Raw genomic sequence first — 16,837 nt, forward strand, 5'->3', positions numbered from 1 at the left:
CCCACCGGATCCGGGGGCTTCGGCATGCCAAGGTAGCGCCATGAGCGTTTGCATTGTTACTGGTGGCGGTGGGCCGCGGATCGGGAATGGGATCTGCCGGGTGCTCGCGGCCAAGGGGTGGACTGTTGTGGTCGCCGACTGCGACTTGGCGGCGGCTGGTGCGGTTGCCGACGAAGTGCGGGCGGCGGGTGGGAAAGCGGTCGCGATGGAGCTTGACGTGACTGATGGCGAGTCGGTTCGGGCGGTGGTGGCGGCGACGGTGGATCAGTTCGGGACTGTTGACGGGTTGGTGAACAGCGCGGGGGTGGGGTCGCGAGGGGATGGAGCGGAGGCGAGTCCGGAGGAGTTTGATCGGGTTCAGGGGATCAACTACCGAGGGCCTTGGACCTGTATCCGGGAAGTTGTGCCGGTGATGATGGCCGGCGGTGGGGGCAGCATCGTCAACATCGGGTCGGTGCATTCGGCGGGGGCGGCTGAGACGTTCACCTTGTACGCCGGTACGAAGGCTGCACTGGCTGCGTTGAGTCGGGGGATCGCGCGGGATTACGGGCGGCGCGGGATTCGGTGCAACATCGTGCATCCGGGGGCCGTTGAGGTGCGGGGGAGTGGGCACGTGCTGGACGAGTTCGTCGCCAAGCAGCAGATGTTGCCGGATGCCGTTGAAGCAGTCGACATCGGCAATGCGGTTGCCTTCCTGCTGTCGGCGGAGGCGCGCGCGATCACCGGCGTCGAGTTGTTCGTCGACGCCGGCACCACGGCGATGCTCTTCTCCAACGGCTTCACCGACTGAACGCCTTGTTGTTCAGCGGGTGTAGCTCCGGGCGACGTCGACCCCGATGACGGACGGCTGGCCGGCCGGTTCGGGGCCGAGTGCCTTGGCGAGGGCCGGGCCGAGGCGGTCGGCGAAGAAGCGGTCGGCGGCGTCCTTGGACTCCCACAGGGTGACGACGCGCAGGCCGTCGGCGGCCGTACCGACGTACCGGGCCTGGAGGCCTTCGGGTTCGGCGCCGACGTGCTCCATCACCTGGTCGAACTGTTCGATCGAGGCGAACGGCGGGGTGGCGATCGCGATCCATGACATGGCTTGCTCCTCTGGTCGGGCGACCGCTCTCTGCGGCCACACCCATCAAGTTAGGAGCCGGCCGGCCGGCGCGAATCCGCCGAATCACTCATCGCGGTACTCAACTGGCCGCGGGTCGCCCAGGTGGCGATCTGGCTGCGGGTGGTGAAGCCGAGCTTGGTGAGGATGTGCTGGACGTGGTTCTGCGCGGTCCGCTCGGAGAGCACCAGCCGGGTCGCGATCTGCCGGTTCGTGAGACCTTCGGCGACGAGCGCGGCCACCTCGGTCTCGCGCGTGCTCAACACGGGTTCCTGGCTCAGGTAGACGGTCATCCCCAGCGAGGCGGCCAGCCGCGCCGCGTCGCGCGAGTTGGTCTCGGCCAGCGCCCGGTCGCCTGGTCTGTTGCGCTCGAGAAGAGTCCGGGCGAGGTGGTACTGCGCTTCCGCGACGAACCCCGGCGCGCCCGCACAGCCGGCCTGGTGGACCGCCGCGGTCAGGTCGTCGACAGCATCGTCCAGCCGACCGAGTACTGCGGCCCCGCGTCCGAGCGTCAACTCAACAGGACCCAGGTACGCAACGCCGTTGCCCACCGTGTGCTCACCCCGGAACGGCTCGAGTCGACGCAGGAGTTCCGTGAGGTCGTCGTACCGGCCGATGCCGGCGCAGGCCAGAGCGGCGTACACGTAACCGGGCAGGATGAAGAAGGCGGGCAGCGACCAGGTGTCGAGCGGTCCGGCCTGCCGGTACGACGCGGCTGCCTCGCTCGTGAGCCCCGCGCAGGTCTGGAGATAGGCGCGCGACAGGTGGGCCATCGTCGCGAACCGGGGCGGCGGGTCGAACGCCTGCCTGGCAACCTCCGGGCTGACCCCGACGTGACCGGCCAGTGCCGCCAGCAAGGCGAAGTACGCGCCGGTGGCCGGTGCCTTCTCGATCACTCGCATCCGCTCGAACCCGCGTCGGGCGATCGCGGCTGCCTCGTCGTAGCGCCCACGAGCCTGGGCGACACACGCAGCGACTCGGTCGTGATGCCAGGCGCTGACCGGGCCGCCTACTCGCTCGACCGCGACCTCCAGCGCGGGCAACTCCTCTGCCGCGGCAGCCAGCCGACCACTCTCTATCAGGGCATCGAGCCGCCAGAGTTCACCCCACATGGCCGAGCGCGGGTTGCCGGTTCGCTGGGCGAGCTCGAGCATCTCCGTTGCCAGCAGCAACCTCTCCGCGCGACCGGCCGGGCCGGGGCAGGCCTCCTGCCGGGCGTGCAGGGCGTCGGCCAGCGCCTGGTCGTCGTTCGCCTGGCGGGCGAGGTCGAGGGCCTCCTGGCTGAGCTCGCCGGTCCGGTCCTGCTCACCGTCATAGAAGGCGAGGTGGCTGCGCTGAGCCAGCAGCCTCGCCCTGGTCGCCTCGCTCACCTGACCGGCCATGGCTTCCTCGCACAGACGTTTGGCGACGGTGTTGATCCCGGGATCCGGGACGGCCTCGAGGACGAGCGCCGCCTCGGCCCGCTGCTCGTCATCCTGTGCAGCCGCCGCGGCCTCGGTCGCTGCAGCCACGCAGGTCTGCAGATCCCCGGCCAGCCTGGCCGCACGGCCGAGCGCTACTTGCCTTGAGCAACGTTCGGCGGCCTCGACCGGCGCGATCTCCCAGGCGGCCTGATAGAGCCGCACGCCTTCCTCGTACGCCAGCCGCCGGACCGCCTCGTCGCCGGCCAGGGTCAGCCAGTACTGCGCGATCGCACCCTCCCCGTACTGCGCCAAGTGCGCCCGATGCCGCGCGATCTCGACCAGGTGCTCACTCAGATCGCCCGCGTGCTGCCGCTCCAACACCTCCGCGATCCCACGATGGAGAGCGGCGCGTTCCGCGGTACCGAGCGAAGCCGCCACCGCATCGCGGGTCAGGGCATGGCTGAACCGTCCCGGCTGATCAAGGAAGCCGAAGGCAACCGCCTGGTCGACCAGCGGCAGGGTTTGCTCAACCGTGAGCTCCAGTACCGCGGCAACCGTGGTGAGCTGGAAGTCCCGGCCTACGATCGCCGCCGCCTGCACCATCCGGCGGCAGTCGGCGCTGACCCGGTCGAGCCGGCCCACGACGATGTCGAGCACCGTCCGCGGCGGCCGGTCGGGCTGCCACGAGCCGTCGGCGATCGCCCGTCCGACCTCGGTGACGAACAGCGGGTTGCCACCGGTGACCTGGAAGACCTGCTCAGCCTGCTCCGCCGAAGCCATGGGGAGTTGCTCTCGGACAGCCCTGAGGTCGAGGCCGCGGAGCTCCAGGCGCTCGGCAGGCAGCTCGGCGAGCAGGCGTGCGCTCCCGGGCTCGCCTAAGCGATGGGTAGCGAGGACTAGTACCGGCAGGTCGCTCACCTGGGCGGCGAGATGCCGCAGTACCAGCAGGGAGGGCTCATCTGCGCGATGGACGTCGTCCAGGAGGATCACCAGCCCCTGCGGGTCCGCTGCCCGCGCTATGGCCTCAGTGACGGCCTCGAACAGGCGGAACCGGTCACCGGCCTCTCCTGCGAGCACCTGGTCGGCGTCGACCTTCAGTCCGCGCAGTACCTGCCGCCACGGCCAGTACGCCGGCGCGCCCTCACCCTCGACGCACCGCCCCCAGGTAACTGCGGTACCGGCCGCCAGTGCCAGCCCTGCGAACTCCTGCGCCAGCCGCGTCTTCCCGATCCCCGCCTCGCCGCCGCAGACCACCAGTCGGCCCCGACCGCCGCCCCGCGCGTCATCGAGCCACCCACGCAGCGCGCCGAGCTCCCGCCCCCGTCCCACAATCCCCATCCGCTCAGCATCACCTAATGCCCGGTACTTCGGGAAGCCCGGTGAACCATCACTTGCGTGGTCGGTCAGACTTGGGCGGTGAAACGGTTCCTGCGGCGGGCTCTCATCGCGATCGTCGTCTTCGTGCTGGTCGTCACGGGCGGGTCACTGACGTACAACGCCTTCACCGGCGGCACGGAGCCGGCGCCGGAGGGGCTGAAGTTCGTCCAGGCGGGGGACGTCAACACCCGCTACGAGAGCTGGGGTACGACCGGTACGCCGGTGGTACTGGTGCACGGCTCGGTGGAGTCGGTCGACACGTGGTCGCGGCTGGTGCCGTTGCTGGCCAAGACCCATCGGGTCTACGCGTACGACATCACGGGATACGGGTACAGCGAGCGCAAGGCGCCGTACACGGTGGAGCATCTCGCCGCGCAGTTGCTGGGCTTCCTGGACGCGATGCACCTTGGGGGCCCTGGGCAACCACGCCCGGTGCTGGTCGGGCACTCGCTCGGCGCCGGGATCGCGGCCGAGGCGACGCTGGAGGCGCCGGCCCGGATCGGCGGCCTGATGTTCCTCGACGGCGACGGCCTGCCGCTTCCCGGCGGTGCTCCGCCGACCGGGGTGATCGTGCCGCCGTACCGGACCACCCTGTACCGGGTGGCACTGAGATCCGACTGGCTGCTGCGGCGGGTCTACAAGTCGACGTGTGGGGCGTCGTGTCCGCCGATGGACGTGGAGCAATGGGTCCGGCCGTTTCGTCAGCCGGGCGCCGAGAAGGCTGTTTGGCAGATGACGGCCGGCGGGATCCCTGCAGTCGCGGCTGATCGGTTGGCTGGGCTGCGCGAAGTACCGGTTCCTACTGCTGTGGTTTTCGGCGCTCGGGACACCAATGGTGGCAATGCTGCCGAGACCGCCGAGCGGATCGGCGCGCCTGCCCCGACGCTGATCCCGGACGCCAACCACCTGACGCTGATCTCCAACCCGGCCGAGATCGCTACCGCAGTAGACGCGCTCGCGGCCCGCAGCCTCTGAGCAGGTACGTCACTGGTGCTCGGTGACCGGGAAGATCTCCTGTGCCACCAGGCCATGCGCCTCGCGGTGGACGGTGTTGGCCGCCTCCGCGTCAGGCGCGTCGACCAGACAGAAGATCTTGCCCGCCGCCTCATCCACCCAGTACTTCAGGTAGTTCACCCCGTGAGCCCCCTGGGTGGCCAGACTCACGTGTGGTTCGGGAAAACGGTTCAGGCTCCGGAGAGCTGGAGGTTGGTGGCTGCCGCGGTGAGGACGATGGACTGGTCTTCGATCGCGACCTGCTGGAGGGTGGCCTTGAACGGCAGTTCCGGTACGACGATGCCGCGCGACAGGATCGCGCCGACCGTGCCGCGGAGCTGCTCGGGGATGCCTTGCAGGGTGCTCTCGTCGACGACCAGCCCGATCCGGCCGTTACGTGCCTCGGGCCGTACGGTGGCGGAGACCTTCAGGCCCTGGATGGTCGCGTTGGCCACCAGTTTGCCGCTTCTGGTTTGCAGGGTGAGCGCGTCGATACCTCTGGTGTTCGCGGTGAGCTTCGCCAGCGCGGACGGGGACAGGCGCAGCTTGACGTCGGCCTTGTCCACCGTGACCGCGGCGTTCCGATCGCCGGTCAACGCCTCGTGAGGGACGTGGATGCCGTGCATGTCGACAGTCAGGTCCTCGGCCGCGACCTTCTCGATCCTCGGCTCGCGCATGGTCATCGTGACCTGGTCGAACTTGCTCCTGGCCAACTGCGGCAGGAAGCCGAAGCCCCCGATCTCCACCTTCGTCTCCGCGGCGGTGACGTCGTACTTCGCTGCCTCGTCGGCCGCCGACTTGGACAACTGGCCCTCGGCGAGCGACTCACCGACCCGGTCGGCGGCGACGGCGAGGCCGGCGAGGATCAGCAGGATGACGATCAGCGCGCGCAGTACCCGGCGTGGTCTTCTGGAGCTCATGCAGGCAGAGCCTAGTGTCCACGCCCTAACCCCGTCGGCCGCCCTGCTGCCAGCGATGGTGCCTGGCCGGTCCGCTGAACATCGCGACCCAGAAAAGCATCCAGAGCAACCAGGGCGCTGCCAGTACGACCGCTGAGGCGACCAGGCCGATCATCAGCACGGGGATGACGAACATCAGGGGAGACGGCGGTCCGGACCTGCCACGTCGGGGCCGGCCCGGATGGGTCGTCTCCAGTTCGGGGAGGTCGGCGAAGAGAAGGTCGACCTCATCGGCGTACCGGGCCTTGGTGGCCTGGTCGCTGCGCTCCTCGAACTCCTCTTGCGTCAACCGGCCGGCGACGAAGTGATCGCTCAACTGCTCGACCGCCCTGTCGCGCTCGGCGTCACCGATGCGGAGCGAACCTCTGGCGGGGAGGTATCCGCTCATGACCGGTCACCGTCGTCGTCATCCGCGAGGATGGAGTAGAGCGTGCGGCGCAAGGTGATCAACGCGTCCCGCGCCTTGGCCTGCTGGTCGGCCGAACCGGCGGCCATGATCTGCCACATCGCCGTCGCGACCTGGCCGAGAATCGGCTTCAGCCCGTTCTCGTCGTCGTCCTGCGCCGACATCGCCTCCCAGGGAGCCGAGACCTCGTCGGCGTGCTCGGCGACATAGGCGCGACCCTCGTCGGTCAGCGTGAACGTCCGCCGCCCGGTCGCCGCGTCGGCGGTCACCAGCCCTTCGTCCTCGAGCTGCTGCAAGGTCGGATAAATCGAACCAGGGCTGGGTTTCCAGGCCCCGCCACTGCGCTCGGCAACCTCCTGAATGATCTGGTAACCATTCATCGGCTGCTCCGCCAGTACTGCGAGAATCGCCGCCCGTACGTCGCCCCGCCGCGCCTTCGGGCCACGGCTGAACCCACGCGACCCACCCGCCCAGGGCGGCCCACCGAACATCCCCCACGGGTTCTGCCCGCCGAACGGATGCCCACCGAACGTCTGCTGCCCACCACGCCGGGAGCGCTGCCCGGTCATCGCCGCGCGCAACTCTTCCTTCAACTGCTCGAACCCATCACAATCCAGCCGCCCGAACCCGGGCCACCCACCGACAAACGCCGAACCCGTCATCCCAACCACTCCTCACCGAGCCATCACGATAATCCGACGATATATCGCGAACCCCGGCCACCCAAGGGTGTGGACAACTCTCAGCAACCTCTCATCCAGCCTTGCTACCGTCGGCAACTCCCTCCAAGCCGACAACGACTGAAGGGTCACCATGAGCTTCTTCGACAGCCTCAAAGACAAGGCCTCCGAACTCCTCCAGACCGCCACCGAAAAGGTCACCGACGCCACCGGCGTCGATCTGGGTGGCGTCACCGACAAGGTCGCCGAGACCACCGGCGTAGACCTCGGCGCCGCGGCCGACCAGGCCACCGAATCAGCCGAAGGCCTGGCCGGCCAAGCCGAAGGCATCGGCGAAACGGCCCAGGGCCACCTCGACGCCACCGGCGACCAACTCGCCGACGCCACCGGCATCGACATACCCACCGAAGCCCTCACCGACCAGGCCACCGACAAACTCGGCGACATCACCGGCAACAGCCAGAAGTAGGTCGGTTAAGCCGACCTCCCGAGGTCGATGCGAGCATGCCCGGCGCCCCGGGCACGCTCGCGGTCCGAGATCACCCCGCAGGAAGACCCGCGGAGCGCCTCCAGTGCCTCTGGCTCATCCGACGTTAGGGGGAAATCGGTGGACCTCTTGCGGCCAGTCGAGGGCGACGGCGAGGCGGCCCGCCCAGTAGCGGGCGGTCTCATCGTCGGGGACCTGGACCACACAGAGGCCGCCGAGGTGCTCCTTGGTTTCTACGTATGGTCCGTCGGTGAAGACCGGCTCGCCGTTTTGTGAGGTGACGCTGCAGACCACCGTCGACGCGTCGAGAGCACCGTTGCCGTAGACGAAGATGCCGTTCGCCTTCATCTCCTCGATCACGGGTTCCACCGAAGCGGACTTCTCGCGGATCTGCTCCGGCGTGTGCTCGGGAACCCACTCGTCGTTGAAGCTGATCAGGTAGTCAGTCACTGTCGTCTCCTCTCGAGGCAGCGGCCATCGGCGGCCGCCACATTATCTCCACGAACGGCAGCACCCCGATCCGACACCATCACGGCAACTGATTTCAAGACGACTCGGGGCCGGACGATTCTTCGTCCGGCCCCGAGTCATTCGCGTCAGTGCTTGGCCACGGCTCCAGTGGTCGGGTTGAGCAGTACCGGTCGGGGGTTCGGGCGGTGGTGGAAGTCGAGCATGCCGGTCAGCGAGCCGGCGCGGGCGTCGTACGAGGCATCGCCGATGGAGCCGGTCCGCCAGTTGTCCTCGATGAACTTGAGGATCGAGGTCTGGTCGGTCCGGCTGTGGTCGACGTAGTTGGTCTTGCTGAACGGGCTGATCACGAGCAGCGGCTGCCGCGGACCGAAGCCACAGCGGTCGGCGTACCCGCCGGCGGCCGGCTTGCCGCCGCACAGTGCCGCCTGGTCGTTGGCCGGGTCCGCGGAACCGTTGCGGAGCGGCGGCGTCACATGGTCGTACCAGCCGTCGGAGTCGTCATACGCGACGACCACCGCGGTCGAGGCCCAGTCCTTGGACTTCTGTACTTCGTTGATCGTGTTGACCAGGAAGTGCTGCTCGTCCAGCGGGTCGGAGTAGCCGGCGTGGCCGTCCTGGTACTCGCCGGCCTTGAGGAAGCTGACCGCGGGCAGGTTGCCCGCCTTCGCGGCAGCGGAGAAGTCGGTCAGGTCGTACTGGTGGTTGGCCTGGTCGGTCTGCCCGATCTTGGCGACCGACGTCGGCGGCAGGTGCTTCGGGTTGCTCGTCGACTTGTAGTACTGGAACGGCTCGTGGTGCGGGCTGTAGTCGACCACCGTGTTGCCGCCGACGTTCTGGTGTGTCGCGCCGCAGACGGAGTACCCGTTCGCAGTACTGGTCGGGCGGAACCCACCCTGGAACCAGCCCCAGCTGACGCCCTTCTTGTTCAGCAGATCGCCTACGTTCGTGCCGGTCATCACGCCGAGCGCGTTCTTCGACGTGTGGTTGTTGTCCGCGCAGTCGTCGTACGCCGGATCCGGGTCGTTGATCATCGTGCCGACGCCGTTCGCGTCCGGCGACGCGACGGTATAGGCGTCGGTGACCTTCTTGCCGGTGACCGAGTCGACGGCGTAGATCCCGTGCGTCTGGCCGGAGATCAGGTTGACCGCACCGGGCGAGGAGGGGCCGAAGGTGCTGCTGTACGAGTTGTCGCTCATCGCGTAGTGCTGGGCGTAGTTCCACAGCCCGGTCACCGTGTTGCCGTCGAAGTAGTCCATCACGAGGCCGGGCGCGCCGTACAGGATCGGCTGGCCGGTGCACTTGTCGGTCTCGGTGTACTCGACGAACTTGTCGGCCTTACCGCCGTTGTACGCCTTCTGCTCCGCGCCGTAGCCGTGGTTCTGGTCGCAGGTCAGCGCCTGCTCGGGGCTCAGCCGGCTCGGGTTGTACTGGTTCGGGTTGTGCTCGAGCAGCGTCGGCGTCAGGCCGTTGATCCGCGGCGTGTGGCGGGCGGCCTGGAACTTGGTGCCGTCGGTGTTGGCGGCGTTCGGGTAGGTGCCGAAGTAGTGGTCGAACGAGATGTTCTCGTCGAAGATGACGACCAGGTGCTTGATCGGCGTACTGGCGGTCACCGGTGGCTTGGGATGGTCGTCGCCGCCGTGATGCCACCAGCCGTCGCCGGCCCAGGCGGGCCCGGCCGCGGCGATCAGCGCCAGTGCGCCGACCCCGGCGACGCCGGTGATCGCCGCCATGCGGGTTCGTTTACTCCAGGTACGGGGTTTGGGGACCACAATTGCCTCCTGTTGGTGAAGCACTTCATGCGAGCAGCCCGCGGCCGAGATGGTCGGCGGAGTCCCGGACCCCGGGCAGAATGAGGAAATAGCCGCCACCCACCGGCTGGATGTAGTCGACCAGCGGCTCGTCGGCCAGCCGCTTCTGGATGGTTTCGAACTGGCGCTGGAGATCTTGCTGGTAACAGACGAAGACCAGTCCCATGTCGAGGTTGCCGACGTTGTCCACGCCGCGGTCGTAGTTGTACGGCCGGCGCAGGATGCGGCTGCCGTCGCTGTCCGGAGTACGCGGATTCGCCCGGCGGATGTGGCTGGTCAGCGGGATCGCCGCGCCGACCGGGTCGGCGGCGAAGTTCGGTACGTCGTGCTCGTCGTTGCCGTCGAGCGGGGCGCCGGTGTCGCGCCGCCGGCCGAACATGTTCTCCTGCTCGTTGATGGAGACGCGGTCCCAGAACTCCACCAGCATCCGGATCCGGCGGACGACCTGGTAGCTGCCGCCTTCGGCCCAGGGCTGATCAGTTGCTGGCGGCAACCACACGAGCTTGTCCATCACGGCCGCGTCGTTGACGTCCAGGTTGGACGTACCGTCCTTGAAGCCCATCAGGTTGCGGGGAGTGCCTGCCGGCCGGGGTGGCGAGCTGAACCCCTCGTACCGCCAGCGAACCTGCATCGCGCCGCGGGTGTGCCGGGCGAGGTCGCGCAGGGCGTGCACCACCGTGTCGCGGTTGTCCGCGCACAGTTGCACGCTCAGGTCGCCATGGCTCTCGGCCGGGTCGAGGTGATCGTTGGGGAAGGTCACCATGCGGGTCAGGCCGGCCGGCTTGCGTTTGGCCAGCCCGTACCGCTCGTCGAACAGCGAGGCCCCGACGCCGACGGTGACAGTCAGCCGGTCGGCGGGGACGGTCGGCCCCAGTACGCCGGAATCGGTCGGCGGCCCAGAAATGCCCGGATCGGGCGGCGTCCCGCCGGCGGTAAGAAAGTGAGCCCTGTCAGTCAACGTCCGAAACAGGTCGGCGAGCTCAGCCCGGTTCGCGGCGAGCACATCGAACGAAACATGCATGGCATGCGGCTGCGCAGGCGTAGTAATCCCAGCCTGATGCACCCCATGAAACGGCACAACCGCCTCAACCACCGGCCCCGCATCACCCCGCCCCGCCCGAGCAACCCCAGCCCCAGCCCCCGCCCCCACCGCAACCCCCGCCACCCCAGCACCCAGCGCACCCCGCAAAAACGCCCGCCGCGCCGTACCAGCCTGCCCCGTGCCAGGCCGGTCCGTTTTGTTCTGTTCGGGGTTGGTCATGAGGTCCTCCGGACGTCGCCTATTGCGGCGATCGGCGCTAGGACTTCCACTAGTTGGCTGACGGCAGCGTTGAGGCGCATGCGGTTTGGCTGGCTCAGTGCGGTGGGGGCGACCCAGGTGCCGTCCGGCCGGTGCCCCTTGGCGACCAGGCCTCGGGTGGTCGCGATCCACGTGGCTACCTGCGGCCAGCCGGAGTACCGCTTGGTCATCACCGGCGCCAGCGCGCGCAGCACCGCCTGCGTGCCGTCCAAGTTCGCCCCGATCGTGGCGAGCCCAGTGCCACTGCCCTGGTCAGCCTGCCCAGTCAGCTCGAACTGCAGCGCGTTCTCCATGATCTCGTGCGCACGCAGCGGCAGGTCGTTCGGATCAGTCCGCTCCTTCGGGAAGTCCTCGCGAAGACCAGCGACCGCGGTAGCAAGCCCAGTCCCGACCGCTACCAGCGATGCAGGCGACTGCCCATGCCACAACCCATACTCAATCCGCCGCAACCCACCGAACCCCGGATCCCGCACCCCACCAGCCAGCCCATCCGGCATCCCATCGATCCGATCAGCGAAGTCCCCGAACGTGTCGTACGCCGCCCCCAGCCGCTCATACGCCAGATGCGCGCCCAGCCACGCCGCCCGAGACGCCGCCAGATCACCGCCCCGCAGCGTCCGTACCAGCGCGCCGACCTCACCCGCCAGCGTCACGAGCGCCGCACCGACATACCCCCGGTACTCCGTCACAGCCCCGACCAGGTCCTGACCCGTGACCGGCAGGATGGCCGGCGTCGGCGGGGGAGGACCCTCCATGACCTGGATCGTCGGCCCAATCACCGCATCAGTGTCCTCAGCCAAGCACCGAAAGGCATACGACGCCCGCCCGAGGTTGACCTGCATCGGCCGACTGGTATTCGGCGCCAGCCCCTCGACCTCCGCGTAAATCCCACCGGTCGCCGGATCGATCAGGTCAACCTCGGTAGTCACCGTGCCGACGTTGCTGACCCGAACGCTCTGCGGCCCACCGCGCGGATCCTTCCACCCAGTACCGCAGTTCCCCCGCGACACGGTGACGGTCGCCGCCTCACCTTGCGACCCATGACCGGAGCACCCGGCCACACCAAGCAGCACCCCGCACACAGCCAACGCACCACCAGCACGCAAGCGCACAACAAGCGGCACGAGGGCTCCGAGGAAGGGGTAAACACTTGGTCACCCCCGACCCTAGGCCACCTGGCGAACACCGCCCCATGACAGATGTCAGTACCCGAAAATGTTGGCCTCCAGGTAACCCACCGTTTGCCTACTGCCCAGCGAGCGGGCCCTCCAGCGGAAGTGCAGATATCCGGATCAGTCCTTGCGACCCTTCAGTCGACGGCTGACCGCGCGCTCTACTTCGCGAGTCGCCTCGCGCTCGGCGAGGGCGTTCCGCTTGTCCCAGTTCTTCTTGCCGCGAGCCAGCGCGATCTCCACCTTCGCTCGCCCGTCCTTGAAGTACAGGACCGTCGGTACGATCGTCAGCCCGCCCTCGTTGACCTTCCGCTCGATCTTGTCGATCTGCGCCCGGTGCAACAACAACTTCCGCTTCCGCCGCGCCCCACCCTCGAACCACCGAGCCTGCGAGTACTGCGGAATATGCACCCCATGCAGCCAGATCTCGCCATCCTCGACCTGAGCAAACCCACCCACCAACGAAGCCCGCCCAGCCCGCAGCCCCTTCACCTCCATCCCCTGCAAAACAATCCCCGCCTCCCAAACCTCTCCCAACTCATACTCATGAGCAGCCTTACGGTTACGAGCGATCACAGGGTCGGCTACGGGCTTCTTCACACACCAATTCTCTCCCACCGGCGGGTGCGAGAGGATACTGCTCGTGGACGTGCATCAGATCACCGCGGCGTTCGACGACATCTTCGACCAGGCGCTCGTCTTCCACGGCTATACCGACTACATGCGCGACTACGACGTATTCGCCTATACGTCGGCTGATCCTCGAACCGGGATCGCGCCGGAGTACCTGCGCTACCGCTTCAAGCACTGCGTCCGCGCATCGGTCACCTCATCGGTCTCACCGCAGACCTGGAGCCAATCGCTGGACGACCGCCTGCTCGACATCGAGCAGGACCACGATCTCGACGGTCTCGTCTGGGGCGCCCGCTGGCAGGTCCTCTACCCAGGCGCCAAGCTGCTGCCCGGCACGGCAGAAACGGAGATGTGGTCAACCCGGCTGGGCAGACCGGCCTACGAGGCCAGGATCGAGACCAACATCCAAGCTATTTCTCTGATCTTCTCCGACCTGTCAGTCGACCAGATCGAGCCCGGCTACTCGCCCTTCACCGTGGCGCAGGACGACTGACCTGTTCGCCGAACGGGTCCGGTGGGTGCCCCCGGCAGGATTCGAACCTGCGACGCACGGTTTAGGAAACCGACGCTCTATCCCCTGAGCTACGGGGGCGCACGTGTGGACCGGGGACAAGGGTAGCGGAGTCAGCCGATGACTGCGTTGACGCCCAGGTGGCCGGAGATGGAGGCGTAGCGCTCGGCGTAGAGGGTGATGCAGTTGGAGGCGGTGCAGCCGCCGCCGGCGAAGGAGAGGCCGCGGATGGTGGCGCCGCCGCCGGAGGAGGTTGTGTAGATGGGGCCGCCGGAGTCGCCGCCGCGGATGGCGATCGCGTTGTCGCGGGTCGCGCGGATGACGTACGTGGTGCAGCCGTCCGTGTCGCAGTACTTCGCGCTCAGCGACTTCACCGTGAGCCGGCACATCGAGAGGCTCTTGTAGCCGGACTGGCAGATGAAGGAGCCGAGGGCCGGGTCGCCGGCGGCCTTGACCGTCCGGGTGTCCACGGAGTCGCCGGGGCCGTCGGTCCAGATCTTGGGGCCGTACGAGCTGCCGGTCAGCAGCGACTGGTCGTAGTCGGGGTAGTTCGTCCGCACCGAGGTGGTGCCGTAGTAGTTGGTACCGGAGTTCCAGACGGTGCCGACGCCGCCGCAGTGGCCGGCCGTCACCGAGCCGCGCTGGCCGTTCGACCGCTTGACGACCGAGAAGCCCGCGGTACACAGCTTGAGCGCCGACTTGATCATCGCGCCGCCCCAGTGGCCGCCGGTCGGGGTGTCGCTCATCCGCGACGTCCGCTGCAGACCACCGGCCGATGCCCGTACGCCGTCCAGCGACTGCAGCGCCGCGGCCGAAGCAGCCGAGGTCGAGGCCTTGTCGTACTCGACGACGACGTCCTCGGTCGCCGGGTCCAGGTCCGCGCTGTACGTCGTCTTGGCCGCGTCGGCCCACGAACGCGCGCTGATCCGGTTCCAGGCGTCCGCGATCGAGCGGGCGGAACGGCAGCTGCGCTCGAGGCCGAGCATCTTCTGCCCCGCGGCCGGAACGTTCTTGGAGACGGCGGCCTGGTACTTCTTCTGGTCGACCACCGAGTCGTCCACGACCACCTTGTAGCCGGTCTCGGGCGACCCCAGTACGCCGACGATGCCCTGGCTCAGCCCGTACGGAAGACCCGACGTCGGCCGGCCGGTCGCATCGAGCGGCTCGATCGACCGGACGGCGCTGGTCACGCCCTCGGCGATCGCCTGGCCGAGCGGTCGCGGGTCCTGCGCCGAGACAGGCTGGGACAGCCTGGTGGCGTTCGAGGATGTCGTCGTCGGGTCGGCGTGGTTGCAGACCGTGGCCTGCGTCACAGTCGTCGGTGCGCCCGGCGCGGCCGTCGACGGCAGGGCCGAAAGTGACGCGGTCACCAGTGACACTGAGCTAAGAGCGAGCAGCGGAACGGTAGCTGAGAGTCGCACTGAGCTCCCCAATCGGTGGACGGCCTCCGTGAATCGTCCGGTCAGGGACTGCTCATAGTCAATAGCCGATCACCGTCCGCAAGCAAATTTGACTACCGTGCGCGAGCGTATCTCGCAACTTCTCGCCCGTCGCCGGCGTAGAAGGTCAAGCCGGTCTGGTCGCCGGCGATCCGTTTCGCGGACGCCAGGACGGCGGTGTGCGGGACGTTGTCGCAGCCCACCATTCGTTGACTGCCCGACTTGCTGCTGAACTCGCCGCGCTGGCCGATCGAGTAGGTGCCGTTGATCCCGTTGCAGCCGTCGGAGCCGACCCAGGTCCCGTCGGCCTTGAAGGTGATGGTCGGGGCGTCCGGCCGGGCAGCCTTGAGGGTGGTGAAACCACTGAGATGCACTGGTCGCCAGGTGCCAATCACTGTCTGGGCCGTGGCTGCAGGAGCCTGAGCATTCGACCCGGCCGCTGCCGGGTTGCTCCCCGCCGGTTGTGGGGTCGACTGAGACGGGCCGGCCAGGCTGAAGCTGACTGCGGCGACCAGGGCCACCGCGGCCGCGGCGGCACCCGAGATCAGCCAGGTACGCCGCTGCGCCTGCTGCGCGCCGAGGGTGGCCCGGCCGACCAGGTCGGCCGACGGTGGCACCGAGGCGGCCGCGCGCTCGAAGGTGGCGCGCAGACCGTCCTCCAGATCTGACACTGTTTCCGGCTCTGTCTTGCTCACGACAACCTCTCATCAACACGGTGGGACTGCCTCGTCCTGCGGAGCGCGGCGAGGGCTCTGCTCGCGGTCGCGCGCACCGAGGACGGTTTGATGCCGAGCAGGTCGGCGATCGTCCGGTCGTCCAGGTCCTGGTAGTAGCGCAGCACCAGGACGACCCTTTCCCGGGCCGACAGCGTGGCGAGGGCTCGCCAGAGGTCGTCGGAGTTCACGATGTCCGTGGCCGGATCCGGCACCGTGCGATCGGTGTCGAGGTCGGCCGCCGGGGCTTCGGTGAAGGACCGGCGACGCGTCATCGACAGATAGGAATTGATCAGGATCCGGCGCACGTAGTGGTGCGGGTCGTCGGCCCGCTGCACCTTGCGCCAGGACCGGAACGCCTGCATCAGCGCGATCTGGGCCAGATCCTCGGCCCGCTGGTAGTCGCCGGAGACGGTGAAACCGAGGCGCACCAGTTCCTGCCCGCGCGCGGACGCGTACTCCTCGAACTCCACTCGCAACTCCCCAGCTGGGCGTACAACACCTCACACCTATTAGACGCAGTGTGCTACCCAGGGTGCTGCAGAGATTCACACACAGTTCGATCTCACCGTGGCAGCGGCCCAGCCGCCCGCCTTGCGGGTGGTACCCACAAGGCGGGCGGGGTGACCCGGCCCGGACGGCTTCGGGGGGCACGTCCGGGGCAGGGTCAGCGCAGGCCGAGCGCCTTGATCAGCTCGGGGGAGACCTGCCGCGGCGACGCGAGCTCGCCGGGCTTGCCTTGTCCTTCGAACGAGGTCGCCACGAGCTGCCGGCAACCGAACGCCTCCGCGGTGTACGAGAGCACGCCGCGGTCGTTGTCGGTGAACCGCAGCACGTAGGTCGGCCCCAGTTCCTTGGTGCACATGGCCGGTTTCTTGGGTACCGGCTTCGCGCTGTTCACCAGGGCGAAGAGGTCGGCGGCCTGGGCCGCGGTCCGCTTGGTGGTGACGGTCGCGTAGTCCTGGCCGGTCGCCTGCGCGTCGTACTGGCAGATCGTGACGCTGACCGGCTGGAACAGGGACTTGGCGGTCCCCTTGCCCCAGACAGCCTTGCCGACGGCGTCCCGGACGGCGGTGATGGTCTCCGGGCAGTCCATGCTCGGTGTTCCGCTCGGGGTGGCGGTGGGCAGTGTCGGCGGGGTGCTGGGGGTGGTCGGTGGTTGGCTGGGCTGGGCGCCGGCGCCGCTGGAGTCCTCGTTACCGCAGGCGGCGGTAAATCCGAGCACTGTCACGACGAGCGTCGCCCCGATGAAGCCCCGTGTCCTTGATGCACTCACGACTCGGTCCTTCCGGTTGGGCAAGGAAACCCATCATGGTCGAGGAGGATCTCACTGGTCGTGCCAGAACTGTCACGGCACTGCGTCTATCTGGTCACGGGGTAAAATGA

At 68.2% G+C, this 16,837-nt stretch carries 19 protein-coding genes and 1 tRNA gene; 4 read left to right on the plus strand and 16 right to left on the minus strand.

All coding sequences use genetic code 11. The annotated features are described in order from the left end of the window. Positions 1–40: 40 nt before the first annotated feature. Entirely contained in the window at positions 41–790 is a 750-nt protein-coding gene (locus ACIA12_RS39420; protein ID WP_396372578.1) for an SDR family NAD(P)-dependent oxidoreductase, read from the plus strand. A gap of 12 nt (positions 791–802) precedes the next feature. On the opposite strand, the gene ACIA12_RS39425 is transcribed toward ACIA12_RS39420, so the two are convergent. Next, the gene (locus ACIA12_RS39425) at positions 803–1,081 is read right to left on the minus strand and encodes a hypothetical protein (RefSeq protein ID WP_396372579.1); all 279 of its coding nucleotides are present in this window, start codon (positions 1,079–1,081) and stop codon (positions 803–805) included. Positions 1,082–1,131: 50 nt separating this feature from the next. Then, on the minus strand, positions 1,132–3,840 hold the full coding sequence (locus ACIA12_RS39430) for an ATP-binding protein (RefSeq protein WP_396372580.1): 2,709 nt from the start codon (positions 3,838–3,840) through the stop codon (positions 1,132–1,134). 78 nt (positions 3,841–3,918) lie between these two features. On the opposite strand from ACIA12_RS39430, the gene ACIA12_RS39435 reads away from it, so the two are divergent. Further along, positions 3,919–4,854, plus strand: coding sequence for an alpha/beta fold hydrolase (locus tag ACIA12_RS39435; protein WP_396372581.1), 936 nt, complete (start codon positions 3,919–3,921; stop codon positions 4,852–4,854). Positions 4,855–4,863: 9 nt separating this feature from the next. Here ACIA12_RS39435 and ACIA12_RS39440 read toward each other — a convergent pair whose 3' ends face one another. The 4 genes from ACIA12_RS39440 to ACIA12_RS39455 are packed head-to-tail and all read right to left on the minus strand — an operon-like array spanning position 4,864 to position 6,899. Then, a complete protein-coding gene (locus ACIA12_RS39440) occupies positions 4,864–5,067 on the minus strand; it encodes a nickel-binding protein (RefSeq protein ID WP_396372687.1) in 204 nt (67 codons plus the stop codon). Next, positions 5,064–5,792 carry a DUF2993 domain-containing protein gene (locus tag ACIA12_RS39445; protein WP_396372582.1) on the minus strand — a complete coding sequence of 243 codons (729 nt, stop codon included), beginning with the start codon at positions 5,790–5,792 and terminating at the stop codon, positions 5,064–5,066. The genes ACIA12_RS39440 and ACIA12_RS39445 overlap by 4 nt, the downstream gene beginning before the upstream one ends. A gap of 25 nt (positions 5,793–5,817) precedes the next feature. Beyond that, the gene (locus tag ACIA12_RS39450) at positions 5,818–6,219 is read right to left on the minus strand and encodes a DUF1707 domain-containing protein (RefSeq protein WP_396372583.1); all 402 of its coding nucleotides are present in this window, start codon (positions 6,217–6,219) and stop codon (positions 5,818–5,820) included. Beyond that, on the minus strand, positions 6,216–6,899 hold the full coding sequence (locus ACIA12_RS39455) for a PadR family transcriptional regulator (protein ID WP_396372584.1): 684 nt from the start codon (positions 6,897–6,899) through the stop codon (positions 6,216–6,218). The genes ACIA12_RS39450 and ACIA12_RS39455 overlap by 4 nt, the downstream gene beginning before the upstream one ends. Before the next feature lie 151 nt (positions 6,900–7,050). On the opposite strand from ACIA12_RS39455, the gene ACIA12_RS39460 reads away from it, so the two are divergent. Next, positions 7,051–7,386 (plus strand): hypothetical protein, encoded by a 336-nt coding sequence (locus ACIA12_RS39460; protein WP_396372585.1) that lies wholly within the window; start codon positions 7,051–7,053, stop codon positions 7,384–7,386. 114 nt (positions 7,387–7,500) lie between these two features. Here the strand turns inward: ACIA12_RS39460 and ACIA12_RS39465 are convergent, their stop codons facing one another. The 5 genes from ACIA12_RS39465 to smpB form a co-directional block, all read right to left on the minus strand. Next, on the minus strand, positions 7,501–7,854 hold the full coding sequence (locus ACIA12_RS39465) for a YciI family protein (protein ID WP_396372586.1): 354 nt from the start codon (positions 7,852–7,854) through the stop codon (positions 7,501–7,503). Between the two features lie 146 nt (positions 7,855–8,000). After that, positions 8,001–9,605 carry a phospholipase C gene (locus tag ACIA12_RS39470; RefSeq protein WP_396372587.1) on the minus strand — a complete coding sequence of 535 codons (1,605 nt, stop codon included), beginning with the start codon at positions 9,603–9,605 and terminating at the stop codon, positions 8,001–8,003. Positions 9,606–9,669: 64 nt separating this feature from the next. Then, the gene (gene efeB, locus ACIA12_RS39475) at positions 9,670–10,944 is read right to left on the minus strand and encodes an iron uptake transporter deferrochelatase/peroxidase subunit (protein WP_396372588.1); all 1,275 of its coding nucleotides are present in this window, start codon (positions 10,942–10,944) and stop codon (positions 9,670–9,672) included. Continuing rightward, positions 10,941–11,912, minus strand: coding sequence for an EfeM/EfeO family lipoprotein (locus ACIA12_RS39480; RefSeq protein ID WP_396372589.1), 972 nt, complete (start codon positions 11,910–11,912; stop codon positions 10,941–10,943). Before ACIA12_RS39480 ends, efeB begins: the two co-directional genes overlap by 4 nt. A gap of 363 nt (positions 11,913–12,275) precedes the next feature. Beyond that, the gene (gene smpB, locus ACIA12_RS39485; RefSeq protein WP_396372590.1) at positions 12,276–12,755 is read right to left on the minus strand and encodes an SsrA-binding protein SmpB; all 480 of its coding nucleotides are present in this window, start codon (positions 12,753–12,755) and stop codon (positions 12,276–12,278) included. 43 nt (positions 12,756–12,798) lie between these two features. Here smpB and ACIA12_RS39490 point away from each other — a divergent pair, with 43 nt between their 5' ends. Continuing rightward, complete coding sequence (locus tag ACIA12_RS39490; RefSeq protein WP_396372591.1) at positions 12,799–13,281, plus strand: hypothetical protein; 483 nt, start codon at positions 12,799–12,801, stop codon at positions 13,279–13,281. Between the two features lie 26 nt (positions 13,282–13,307). On the opposite strand, the gene ACIA12_RS39495 is transcribed toward ACIA12_RS39490, so the two are convergent. The 5 genes from ACIA12_RS39495 to ACIA12_RS39515 all read right to left on the minus strand — a co-directional run bounded on the left by ACIA12_RS39495 (position 13,308) and on the right by ACIA12_RS39515 (position 16,727). Then, positions 13,308–13,380: transfer RNA gene (locus tag ACIA12_RS39495), tRNA-Arg, on the minus strand. Positions 13,381–13,412: 32 nt separating this feature from the next. Then, complete coding sequence (locus tag ACIA12_RS39500; protein WP_396372592.1) at positions 13,413–14,669, minus strand: hypothetical protein; 1,257 nt, start codon at positions 14,667–14,669, stop codon at positions 13,413–13,415. Positions 14,670–14,812: 143 nt separating this feature from the next. After that, on the minus strand, positions 14,813–15,433 hold the full coding sequence (locus ACIA12_RS39505) for an META domain-containing protein (RefSeq protein WP_396372593.1): 621 nt from the start codon (positions 15,431–15,433) through the stop codon (positions 14,813–14,815). Further along, positions 15,430–15,924 carry a SigE family RNA polymerase sigma factor gene (locus tag ACIA12_RS39510; protein WP_343973706.1) on the minus strand — a complete coding sequence of 165 codons (495 nt, stop codon included), beginning with the start codon at positions 15,922–15,924 and terminating at the stop codon, positions 15,430–15,432. The genes ACIA12_RS39505 and ACIA12_RS39510 overlap by 4 nt, the downstream gene beginning before the upstream one ends. Before the next feature lie 194 nt (positions 15,925–16,118). Beyond that, positions 16,119–16,727 carry a hypothetical protein gene (locus ACIA12_RS39515; RefSeq protein ID WP_396372594.1) on the minus strand — a complete coding sequence of 203 codons (609 nt, stop codon included), beginning with the start codon at positions 16,725–16,727 and terminating at the stop codon, positions 16,119–16,121. Positions 16,728–16,837: the final 110 nt, after the last annotated feature.

This window comes from Kribbella sp. NPDC051620 (assembly GCF_044453825.1).
Taxonomy (GTDB): domain Bacteria; phylum Actinomycetota; class Actinomycetes; order Propionibacteriales; family Kribbellaceae; genus Kribbella.

Excerpts from the sequence above, each read along its gene's own strand:
- ACIA12_RS39420 (WP_396372578.1), top strand. The coding sequence starts at position 41 with ATGAGCGTTTGCATTGTTACTGGTGGCGGTGGGCCGCGGATCGGGAAT.
- ACIA12_RS39425 (WP_396372579.1), bottom strand. The coding sequence starts at position 1,081 with ATGTCATGGATCGCGATCGCCACCCCGCCGTTCGCCTCGATCGAACAG.
- ACIA12_RS39430 (WP_396372580.1), bottom strand. The coding sequence starts at position 3,840 with ATGGGGATTGTGGGACGGGGGCGGGAGCTCGGCGCGCTGCGTGGGTGG.
- ACIA12_RS39445 (WP_396372582.1), bottom strand. The coding sequence starts at position 5,792 with ATGAGCTCCAGAAGACCACGCCGGGTACTGCGCGCGCTGATCGTCATC.
- ACIA12_RS39450 (WP_396372583.1), bottom strand. The coding sequence starts at position 6,219 with ATGAGCGGATACCTCCCCGCCAGAGGTTCGCTCCGCATCGGTGACGCC.
- ACIA12_RS39455 (WP_396372584.1), bottom strand. The coding sequence starts at position 6,899 with ATGACGGGTTCGGCGTTTGTCGGTGGGTGGCCCGGGTTCGGGCGGCTG.
- ACIA12_RS39460 (WP_396372585.1), top strand. The coding sequence starts at position 7,051 with ATGAGCTTCTTCGACAGCCTCAAAGACAAGGCCTCCGAACTCCTCCAG.
- ACIA12_RS39470 (WP_396372587.1), bottom strand. The coding sequence starts at position 9,605 with ATGGCGGCGATCACCGGCGTCGCCGGGGTCGGCGCACTGGCGCTGATC.
- efeB (WP_396372588.1), bottom strand. The coding sequence starts at position 10,944 with ATGACCAACCCCGAACAGAACAAAACGGACCGGCCTGGCACGGGGCAG.